At 72.7% G+C, this 10560-nt stretch carries 8 protein-coding genes; 4 read left to right on the top strand and 4 right to left on the bottom strand.

Going from position 1 to position 10560, the window contains the following annotated elements:
* Window positions 1-163 precede the first annotated feature (163 nt).
* Together ACFWFI_RS35740 and ACFWFI_RS35735 are read left to right on the top strand one after the other, a co-directional pair.
* Entirely contained in the window at window positions 164-1987 is a 1824-nt protein-coding gene (locus ACFWFI_RS35740) for a DUF2339 domain-containing protein (RefSeq protein ID WP_387398648.1), read from the top strand.
* Window positions 1988-2035: 48 nt separating this feature from the next.
* Window positions 2036-2935 (top strand): adhesin, encoded by a 900-nt coding sequence (locus tag ACFWFI_RS35735; protein ID WP_387398645.1) that lies wholly within the window; start codon window positions 2036-2038, stop codon window positions 2933-2935.
* 17 nt (window positions 2936-2952) lie between these two features.
* On the opposite strand, the gene ACFWFI_RS35730 is transcribed toward ACFWFI_RS35735, so the two are convergent.
* Entirely contained in the window at window positions 2953-3702 is a 750-nt protein-coding gene (locus tag ACFWFI_RS35730; RefSeq protein WP_387398642.1) for an ATP-grasp domain-containing protein, read from the bottom strand.
* 86 nt (window positions 3703-3788) lie between these two features.
* On the opposite strand from ACFWFI_RS35730, the gene ACFWFI_RS35725 reads away from it, so the two are divergent.
* A complete protein-coding gene (locus ACFWFI_RS35725) occupies window positions 3789-4676 on the top strand; it encodes an aminoglycoside phosphotransferase family protein (protein WP_387398639.1) in 888 nt (295 codons plus the stop codon).
* A gap of 32 nt (window positions 4677-4708) precedes the next feature.
* On the opposite strand, the gene ACFWFI_RS35720 is transcribed toward ACFWFI_RS35725, so the two are convergent.
* The gene (locus ACFWFI_RS35720; RefSeq protein ID WP_387398637.1) at window positions 4709-7657 is read right to left on the bottom strand and encodes an AfsR/SARP family transcriptional regulator; all 2949 of its coding nucleotides are present in this window, start codon (window positions 7655-7657) and stop codon (window positions 4709-4711) included.
* A gap of 173 nt (window positions 7658-7830) precedes the next feature.
* Here ACFWFI_RS35720 and ACFWFI_RS35715 point away from each other — a divergent pair, with 173 nt between their 5' ends.
* Window positions 7831-8517 carry a DUF6585 family protein gene (locus ACFWFI_RS35715; protein WP_387398634.1) on the top strand — a complete coding sequence of 229 codons (687 nt, stop codon included), beginning with the start codon at window positions 7831-7833 and terminating at the stop codon, window positions 8515-8517.
* Between the two features lie 53 nt (window positions 8518-8570).
* Here the strand turns inward: ACFWFI_RS35715 and ACFWFI_RS35710 are convergent, their stop codons facing one another.
* Window positions 8571-9203, bottom strand: coding sequence for a TetR/AcrR family transcriptional regulator (locus ACFWFI_RS35710; protein ID WP_387398632.1), 633 nt, complete (start codon window positions 9201-9203; stop codon window positions 8571-8573).
* A 148-nt stretch (window positions 9204-9351) separates the two neighbouring features.
* Window positions 9352-10467, bottom strand: coding sequence for a winged helix DNA-binding domain-containing protein (locus ACFWFI_RS35705; protein WP_387398650.1), 1116 nt, complete (start codon window positions 10465-10467; stop codon window positions 9352-9354).
* Window positions 10468-10560: the final 93 nt, after the last annotated feature.

Here is a 10560-nt window from a genome sequence, read left to right as displayed (position 1 = left end):
GGGACAGGGGCCGTCCGTCGATAGGGCAGCGCGGAGAAAATGCCGCGTGCTAGCGTCCCGAAAGCAACGGACGGGCGTCGGGACGCGTCTCTCCGAGTACGGATGAGGCCCGTGCGGTACATGGACGGTTCGGCACGCCCGGGCAGGGACGGGGAGAGTCGCAGTGACCACCGCTGAGCCGACACGGGCGAACGCCGACCCGCGCACCGAGAGCATTTCCGTCCGGATCCCGGCCCAGTCCGTCGGAGGCAGCGACGGCGCCGACGACTCGATACGGAGCCGCCTCAGGCGCCACCCGGTCCTGCTGACGACCGCGGTCGCCGCGGCGGTGCACCTGCTCTGGTTCTTCTTCTTCGCGAACAGCGGTGGCGACATCGCCGCCCAGGACGCGTGGGCCGAGTTCGTCGGCCGCCACCCCGGCACCGCGTACAACCTCGCCTGGTACGGCGGCATGCACCCGGTCTCGTACAGCGTGGTGTCGCCCTATCTGATGTCGGTGCTCGGCGTCCGTACGACGATGATGGTCGCCGGCACGGTGTCGTCGGCGCTCACCGCCCTGATCCTGGTGCGGGTGCCCGCCGTCCGTAATCCCTTCGCGTGCGCCCTCGCCGGAGTCTTCGCCTACCTGTGCAACGCACTGTCGGGCCGGGTGACGTTCGGGCTCGGCATGATGTTCGCGCTCGGCGCCGTCGCCGCCGTGTTCTGCTGGCCGCACCGCTGGCGTCGCAAGCGGTGGGCGAAGGCCGTCGTCGCGGCGCCCCTGGCCGGGCTCGCGACAGCGGGCAGCCCGGTCGCCGGGCTGTTCCTCGGCGTGGTCGCCGCGGCGCTCTTCCTGAACAAACGGCGACCCGGGGCGTACGCGCTGGGCCTCGCGCCCGTCGTGGTGGTGGTCCTGTCCGCGTGGCTGTTCCCGTTCTCGGGCACGCAGCCGATGGCGATCGGGACCCTCTCGCTGCCCTTCCTCTACGCGGTGTTCGTCTTCTTCCTGGTGCCCCGCGACTGGCACACCGTGCGGACGGCCGCCGCGGTCTACGGCGCCGGGACGCTGCTGACCTATGTGGTCGACTCGCAGATCGGCTCGAACGTGTCGCGCATGGCGATGCTGTTCGCGGGCGTGGTCCTGCTCGCCGCGCTGCCCTACACGGCTCCGCGCACCCGGCGCTGGTACGCGCTGCTCCTCGTCTTCGCGGGGCTGAACTTCTGGATCGGCTTCAAGGGCGTCGACGACATCGTCCGCACCGCCCCCACCGCGTCCTGGAACCGCGAACTGGCCCCGCTGGTCAACCAGCTCCAGACGGCGGGGGCGGAACGGGGCCGGGTCGAGGTGGTACCCGCCAGCAGCCACCGTGAGGCCTCGGCGCTCGCGCCGTACGTGAACCTGGCCCGCGGCTGGAACCGGCAGGCGGACATGAAGCGCAACCCGCTCTTCTACGACGACACCCTCGACGCCGTGAACTACCGCGAGTGGCTGGACCGCTGGGCCGTGCACTACGTGGTGCTGCCGACCGGGAAGCCGGACTCCGGGGGCGAGCAGGAGGCGGGACTCGTCGAGAAGGGGCAGCCGTACCTGAAGGCGGTCTGGAGCGACGCCAACTGGAAGCTGTTCCGGGTCCTGGACCCGGTGCCGCTCGCCGACCCGCCCGCGACGGTGGAGCGGGCCGGCGACGACAAGCTGACGATCCGCGTCCAGTCGGCGGGCCGCGTCCTGATCCGGATCCCGTACTCCCGGTGGCTCGCCGTCGTGGACGACGAGGGCAAGAGCGTGGAGCGGCCGCAGGAGACGGAGGAGTCCAAGAAGCGCTCGGCGGAGGACGGGGAGGCTCCGAAGGACTTCACCAACGCCTATGGCTGCCTGATCAAGGTGGAGGAGGACGGGGACGGCGACGAGTGGACCGAGCTCCTCGCGCCCCGCCCGGGCGTCTACCGCCTTGCGGCGCCGTACCAGCTGCAGCCGGGCACGCCGTGCCCCGAGGAACTGCGCCAATAGTGCCGGAACTCTCCCTCCGGGCGGGCAGCACTGGCAAGGTGTGCTGCCATGAGGTGCCAACATCGCGGCGGCGAACACACCGGTCCGCTGCCGGGCATGGTCTGTCCCCGGTGCGGTTCCGTTGAGCGCTCGCCCCACGGGAGCGGTTCCTGGATCGCTCAGGAGACGCTGATGGGCCGGGTCTCCACACTGACCCGGCGGCGGAAGGTTCTGCTGGCGGCGGGAGTCGTGGCGGCCGTGGGCGGTCTGACCGCCGCCGTGTCGCTGCTCGCCTCGGGGGCGGATGGAGCGCGCCCCGAGGCGGTGGGCCGGGCCGGCGCCGTACCCGCACCGATCGGCGGCGGGGCCCCGACCCGCATCGGACCGACCGGATCAGAGAACACCGAGCCGCCCGGTGACGGCACCCCGGAGCCGTCTGCCACCACGGGTACCGGCCGCTACCGCTTCACGGCGTGGGCCGGGCCCGGCTGCACCACGGGCGACTACGTGGAGAACGGGCGCTTCGAGAACGGCGACGCGGGCTGGTACACAGTCGAGTCGGGTGGCTTCGAGGGGAGTTCGTGCGACGGCCGGTTCAGCGCCGTCCCCATGTCGGGCAGTCCGGGCCAGGACCGGGGGAGCAGCGCCGTCTGGTCGTGGTACCTCGGTGACGGCTTCCACGAGTGCGCGCTGACGGTCTTCGTGCCGAGCAGCGTCCGCGACAGGGACGTGGCGGGTGACCCGAGCGTCTACCGGATCCTCTCCGACCCGCACAACAAGGACTCGGCCTATACGGGCTTCGCCGTGCGTCAGCCGCAGCACCGGGGCACCGCCGTCGACGTACGGAGCTACCCGGTCAAGGGGGACACCTTTGCCGTGCAACTGGTCGACCGCGGCCGGGACTGGGGCGACGCGGCGCTGGTGGGCGCGCACCACGCGGCGGCGCAACTGAAGGCCTCCTGCCGCTGATCCGCCCGGCGCCCGGATCACCGGACGAACGCGCCGTCCCGTTCCGCCAGGTGCGCGGCAGGGCCGGCGGCCCTGAGCACCACATCCAGTGCGCGGCCCGGGTCGGAGGCGTAACAGCCGCTGGCCCAGGCGGCGTTGGCCTCGACGACCGCCCACTGCCCCGCGTCGGTGACCCCGACGTCGACGACGATCGCGGACGGCAGGGTGTGCCCGGCGGCTGCGAGCAGCTCCGAGCCGAACGCGCGAGCCGCGGCGGACAGCGGAGCCAGGTCCAGCCGTCCCGACGTGGCGTACCGGCTGCCCGTGTGTACCTGCCCGTCGAGCAGGTACAGCCGGTACTCCGCATCGAGGACGACGACATCGCTCACCAGCACCACCGTCCCCGGATCGACCGCGTCCGGCCCCGGCAGACGGGACCCGTCCGCGTAGACCAGCGCCGGAATGCTCTTGTCGTTCGGTGACTTGACGAAGGCCGGGCGGCGCAGCGCGTACGCCTCACGGATGGGCACGGCGCGGATCTCGCGCCGGACGAACGGGGCGGGCAGCCGGGCCAGCCAGTCGGCGGGAGCCTCGAGCGGTGCGATGCCCAGCGCGGGGGCCACGGCATCGGCGAAGGAGGGGCCGGCGTGCAGATACGCGTCCCCCTCGCACAGTCCCTCGGGCACCTCGCGGTCCGGCAGCTGCACGGTGTGCAGGCCCCGCCGCCGGGCGGTGTCGCGGAGGGTCCGGGCGGAGGCGGTGAGACGGGGCGGGAGTATCAGGGGCATGGTCACGGATCCTGCCGCAGCGGGGGAGGTGCGGCCCACCGGATTTCGTTCGACAACCCGTGCCGGGTTCGGCTTGCATGGGCCGGATGCACGCCAACGAGACGGACAGCGACGCGGCGCTCGTACGACGCCTGCTCGCCGCGCAGTTCCCCGCCTGGGCGGATCTTCCCGTCGAGCGGGTCGGTTCCCACGGAACGGTCAACGCCATCTACCGGCTGGGAGCGGAACTGGCCGTGCGGCTGCCCCGCGTCGAGGGCGGCTCGAAAGACGTGGCGACGGAACACCGCTGGCTGCCCCGCCTCGCCCGGCACCTTCCCTTCGCCGTCCCAGTCCCGCTGGCCGAGGGTGTGCCCGCGGAGGGCTACCCCTGGTCCTGGTCGGTCTGCCGCTGGATCGACGGCGACAACCCGGCCGTCGGTTCAGGCGGCGCCGAGTTCGCCGCCGACATCGCGGAGTTCGTCCTGGCGCTGCGCCGCATCGACACCACCGACGGCCCGCCCGCCTTCCGCAGCGAACCGCCGGCGGCACGGGACACGGCCACCCGGGGCGCTCTGGACGCGCTGCACGGCGTCATCGACACCGGGGCGGCGGCCGCCGTCTGGTCCGACGCCCTGCGCGCCCCCGCCCCTCAGGGCCCGCCCGTATGGGTCCACGGAGATCTGCAGCCCGGCAACGTCCTGGTCTCGGGCGGCCGGCTCGGCGCGGTCATCGACTTCGGCTGCATGGGTGTCGCCGACCCCGCGGTCGACCTGATCGCGGGCTGGTACCTGCTGCCGGCCGGGCCGCGGCGGAACTTCCGTACGCGGGTGGGGGCGGACACGGCGGAATGGACGCGGGCCCGGGGCTGGGCCCTGTCGGTCGCGCTCATGGAACTCTCGTACTACCGGACGTCGAACCCGGTGATGGCGGCGACGGCACGGCATGTGATCGGCGAGATCCTGAAGGAGGCGGGGCAGGGCGAGAGCGCGCGCTGACCCGGCCCCTCCGCCCGCGTACCGCCCCCGGCTCACTCCGATCCGGCCGCGGCCCCTGCCCTCGCCTGTGCCAGCTCCTTGGGGTTCCTGTCGGCCCCGGGGAGGGCGAGCGCGGTCCGGAACTGTTCGCGCGCCTCGGAGACCCTTCCCGCCGCGAGGTAGGTACGGCCCAGCCGGCAGCGGAGGTCCATCTCCAGACGTACGTTGTCGGGTTCGCCGGGTGCGGACAGCGGCCGGTGCTGAGCGAGGGCCCGGAGGTAGATGGCCGCGGCGGCGCCCAGATCTCCCTCGTCATGCGCGGCCGTGCCGAGCCGGGCCAGAGCGAGTGTGTGCAGCTCGACGTCCCCGGCCCGCTGCATCAGGTCCGCCACCTGGCGGAGCAGGACCCCGGCCTCGCGGGGGAGGAGGGTGAGGTGGAGGTCGATGACGGTGGTCAGCGCCCTGCGGATCACGCGGGAGCGGCCGATCGCCCTGCCGCGGGTGTGAGCGGTGCGGAAGCAGTCCAGCGCCTCCTCGCTCCGCCCCTGGTGATGGTGGATGAAGCCGAGGGTGCCGAGCGCCATCGCCACGAGCCAGTCGTCCCCGACCTGCTGAGCCAGTTCCAGGGCCTCGGTCAGACGGGTGGCCGCGCGGTCGTGGCCGGCCGGGCCCGTGCCCGGACCGTCGGTGCCCAGCCAGCCGAAGGCTCCCAGCCCGACCAGGGCCCGGGCCTCTTCGTGCCGGTCCCCGCGTTCGCGGCTGAGGTCACGTGCCTCGCGGAGCCAGGTGACCGCCTCCGGGTAGCGGGCCCGGTACATGCACGTGAGGCCGATACAGTTCCGCAGCGCCGGCGCCATCCGCCGGTCGGCGGCGCCGTCGACGTGCGCCAGCGCGGTCTCGAGGGCGATCTGGCACTCGTGGTAGCGGCCCCGCCCGATGAAGTAGTCGGTCAGTCCCTCGGCGATCCAGCAGGCGTGGTCGGCTTCGCCGGCCGCCGCGGCGTGGCCGACGACGTCCGCGAGCTCTCCGCCGGCCGCGTCCAGCCAGACCGTCGCGTCCTTCCAGCCGGTGAATGGTGCTCCGGCGGGCTGAGGGCCGGTGGGGAAGCCGCCGACGCCCCATTCGCTCGCGATCCTGCCCGCGTCCAGGTAGAGGCGGAGCGCGGCGGTGCGCGCCGCACCGGCTTCGGCGGGTGAGGTCGCGGCGAGCCGCCGCGCGTGGACCCGGACCAGGTCGTGCAGTCGGTAGCGGCCCGGACGGTGCTGCTGCAGAAGACTGGTGTCCACCAGACTCTCCAGGATCTGTTCGGTCTCGCCCCGTGGCCGCCCCAGCATGGCGGCCGGCGTCAGCACGTCGAACTCGACCGTAGGTGTCAGCCCCAGGGTGCGGAACCCGTGTTGCCGGCTCGGCGGGAGCTGGTCGTACGACAGGCGGAAGGCCGCCTCCACGCTGCGGTCCCCGGCACTCAGTTCGCTCAGGCGCTGCTCGTCCCCTGCCATGCGGCCCACCAGATGGGCAACCGTCCAGGAGGGACGCGTCTGCAGCCGGGTCCCGGCTATCCGCAGGGCCAGCGGCAGCCCGTCGCAGAGCCGGACCAGGTCGCGGATCGCCTCGGGCTCCGGGTCCGTGCGCTCCTTCCCGAGGATGTGCCGCAGGAGGGCCGCGGAGTCCGCGGTCCCCAGGGCATCCAGAGTGACCCGCCGATCGGCGTCCAGTCCGGCCAGCCGCTGCCGGCCGGCCACCATCACCATGCTGCCCGGTCCGGCGGGCAGCAGCGGCCGTACCTGCTGGGCACCCAGGGCGTCGTCCAGCACGAGGAGCAGTCTCAGCCGGCTCGTCGCCGTACGCCAGAGGGTCACGAGTTCGTCGAGGTCGTCGCTCGGCACCTCGCTGTCGTCGGCACCGATCGAGCGCAGCAGTCGGCGCAGCACCCGCTGCGGCGCGAGTCTCTGCTCCTCCGCGCTGTGCGCGCGCAGGTCCACGAAGAGGCACCCGTCGGGGAAGTGGGCACCGATCTCGCGGGCCGCGCGTACGACGAGCGCCGTCTTGCCGACCCCGGCGGTGCCGTCCACGGCCACGACGGACACCGATTCGGGTGGAGGGGACGCGGTCAACACCTTCAGCTGGCCCTCCCGCCCGGTCAGATGCCCTGTGTCGCCCGGAAGTTGGTTGACCGCTCGACGGGTCCGGGGTCGGGCGGTGCGCGCCGCCGCCGGGCCGAGCAGGTGGCCGTCGTCGCGGCGCAGCACGGCTTCGTGCACCCGGCGGAGTTCTTCGCCGGGATCGACTCCGAGCTCGTCCCGGAGCCGCTCACGCATGCCCTCGTAGATGTTCAGCGCCTCGGCCTGGCGCTCACCTCCGTACAGAGCCCGCATGTGCAGGGCCAGCAGCGACTCGTCGTACGGATCGGAAGCGGACAGGGCGGCGGCGTCGTCCACGGCGTCGGCGGACCGGCCGAGCAGAACCAGGCAGCCGAGCCTCTCGCTCCGAAGGGCGCGCCGCCGCCCTGACAGCCGCTCCCTCTCGGCCCTTGCGAAGGGGCCGGGCAGCCCGGCCAGCGGCTCGCCCCGGAACAGGGCGATGGCACGGGAGAACAGGTCCTCGGCGGCGGCCAGGTCGCCGGACGCCTCTGCCCGCCGCGCCTCCTCGGCCAGCTCGTCCAACTCGGTCACGTCGAGGTGTGCTTGGCTGCTGACAAACCTGTACCAGCCCTTGCCGCTGCGGATCACCGAGTCCGTGTGGGTGGTGCCTTCCGCGTCCAGGGCCTTGCGCAACGGGTAGATGTGGCTGGGCAGTACGCGCCGGCCGGACCCGGGGTGGCGCGCATCCCACACATCGTCGAGCAACTGCTCATGGCTCACCTGCGTATTCGCGCGCAGGACCAGTGGTGCGAGCACGGCCTTTCGCATAACAGGCCCCAGATCCAGCGGAGTTCCGCTGCGCCGTGCCTCCAGCGGCCCGAGCACCGCGATCCGCAGCAGCCGGTGCGGTTCCGCGTCCACCCTGTGCCCCCGCTCCCGTACGCCATTGGAATTTCATCGGCTCTGCATTGTCTGCGGTCATGGTGGCAGACAGACATCGCACCGCTGCACCACCGGAGAGGCCGCAGGCGACGGGCTGCCCGTCGGTGGACCTCGTGGCGCCGGTGCGTGCCATCAGCTTCGGGAGATTCCACATGGCAGAGAGCGGACCTGGGCTCGTGCCCACCGAGTCGGTGACGGCGCTGGCCGCGGAACGAGGCCTGGGCGCGTGGGTCAAGGCGACCTACCTCCCGAGGAAGGGCATGTTCCTCCGCCGGTGGGAAGGGTCGAGGCTGTACTTCTTCGGCAGGGGCCTCGTCGTGACGGGGCCCGACGGCTTCCAGGCGGCCTACGACTGGGAGACCGTGAGCGTGCTGGAGAGCCGCAGCAGTATCAACGGCGCCGTGGCGGACGCCAGGTACACCCTGTTCGACCGGAGCGGGGCCGCCGTAGGGGTGGGGCGCGGCGTCGACATGATCTTCCCGCGCCGGCGGGAGACGCTCGGCATCACGTCACTGGTGAAGGGTGCGCCCTTCACCTTCGAAGGTGACTGGGGTCCGCACATTCAGCGTCGCGTCCTCCTCGCGCGGATGCCGGGCGTGCTCGCGAGCCTGGAGCGGGGCGAGAGCGTGCCGTTCGGCGCCGTCAGGCTGAGTGCTGCGGGCGTGTCGGTGAAGGAGCGGTCGGCGACGTGGGACGACCTGAAGGAGGTCAAGCCGTTCAGCGGGATGATCGGTTTCCATGACTCCCGTCGGCGGACGGTCCTGCCCGGCGTCCATACCGCGCATGTCGCCAACCTGTATCTGTTCCTCGGCATCTGTCGGCACATGGGCTGCGCGTGAGCGTCGGAGGTCCTTCCGCCCCTCGGTATGCGCCCCCGAGGTGTCCGCACCCGCTACGGCGTGCCGGCGAGCCCGCCCATCACGTCGTACATCTGCTCCGGGGCCGGAGGGGCGACGGTGAGCGGTCCATGTGCGGCATCCGCGCGCAGGCCGTCGAGCAGGAAGGCGACGGAGCGGCGCCAGACGTCGGGTGCGGTGCCCGCTGCCGCACGCGCGAGCAGGGCGTTGGTGCCGAAGGCGAGCATGAGGTCCTGGGCGGTGAAGTCCGGGCGGAGAGCGCCTGCTTGCTGGGCGCGCTCGATGATCCGTGTGCCGACGTCCTGTGCCCGGCGGCAGACGGTCATCAGGAGCTCGGCGCGCGGGTAGCGCCCGCTGACCACGTCGCCGACCGCGGGATCGGCGGCCTGCAGTTCGCAGATCCTCTCGACGTAGTACGCGAATCCCTCCCAGGCGTCCTCGAAGGACAGGGCGTGCTCGGCGACTTCGTCGAGACGGCCCGAGGCCAGGTCGGACACCACTTCGTCGATGAGGGCCTCGCGGGTGCCGAAGAGGTTGTAGAGGGTGCCGTGGCTCACGCCGGCCCGGCGGGCGATCTCCTTCAGGGGCACCTTGAGGCCGCGCTCCTGGAAGAGCTCGGCGGCGGCTGCCCGCAGTTTCTCCGCGTTCCGTTGCGCGTCGGCCCGCATCCGATCGTTCCTCCTGGTCCTGGCATTGCGGCCTCCTTGGTCGCACTCCCGGTGCGACCTCGACCGCGGGATGTCCGGGCCCGGGGTCTCTGCCCTGCCAGGAGACCCCGGGCCCTGTGCGACCGCACCGCCGACGGCTGTGTCCCGCTCAGGCGGCGGTGATCGCTACACGGTCGATCCCCTGATCCAGGAAGGCGGCCAGACCGTGGGCCTCTTCCCTGACGGTTTCCCGCTCCTGGGGGGAGAAGGGCCGCAGGGGCGTGATGCGGAGTCGTCGTTCGTGCGTGGTCCAGGTGGCGGCGACGCGTCCGTCGACGAGCACGGCGCGCAGGCCCGCGACGGACAGGCCGAGGTGGGCGTCGTCGATGATGCGGCTGCGGTCGTGGTAGCCGAGGATCGCGTTGTCGAAGGCCGGGAGGAACCGGACGGGCGCGGGTGTGTCCGGGGACGGTCGTGGCGCGTCGGGGAGGTCGAGGAGTACCCGGCCGCGTTCGTCGCGGAAGGTGACCAGCTCGTCCCGGATGGCTCCGACGGCGGCGGGGAGACCTGCCACACCGCTCCAGGCGCGGATGTCCGCGGTGGCGGCGGGGCCGTAGGCGGCGAGGTAGCGGCGCACCAGTCGCTGTCCGACCGGGTCGTCGGCGTCGTCGGGCAGTGGGGCGACGTCCCGCCCGAGCCAGCCGGCCAGGGGCAGATTCCGCACACCGGCCTTCGTCTGCCACAGACCCCGCGGAGGCAGCTGGGCCATCGGGACGAGGGCGGCGACGACGAGTTCGCCCAACGCGCGGCGCGGCGGGCCGGGCCAGCGGTCCCGGAGCGCATCGACCAGGTCGGCCATGGTGCGGGGCCGGTGGTCGGCCATGACCGCTCGGCCGGCTGCGGCGACTTCCTCGGGGTCGATGCCGGCGAGCTCGCTCCGGTAGGTGGCCATCACCCGCTGGCGCAGCATCGCGTCGTGGCGGGCCCGCCAGGCGAGTGCGTCGTCGTCCGTGACCAGGTGGACGGTGCGTCGCATCAGGTGTGTGCGCACGACGAGCCGGTCCGTCAGCGCCCGGTCGAGCCGGTCGGGTGAGAAGGCGTGCAGTCTCGACCACAGGCCGGTGAAGGGTTCCTGCGGTTCCTGGGCCTGCAGCCCGCACAGGTGTGCCACCGCCTCCCGGACCGGAGCGGTTGTCCGGTCGAGCAGGTACTGGCGCGCCAGGGTGGCGCGGTTGAGAGCACGCGGGCCGAGTACCTCGCCCCCGGTACGCCCACGCTGTCGCATCGGCACGGTGTCCCGTCCCCTTCTCCGGTTCTCCGGTTCGCTTCCGCCGGCCGCCGTGCGGCACGAGGTATGTGCCGCGTACGAGGACGGCAC

It is taken from the genome of Streptomyces sp. NPDC060209, assembly GCF_042728155.1.
Classification (GTDB): domain Bacteria; phylum Actinomycetota; class Actinomycetes; order Streptomycetales; family Streptomycetaceae; genus Streptomyces.
The sequence above is the reverse complement of the archived record's forward strand: the minus strand, read 5'-3'. Positions and strand labels throughout refer to the sequence as shown.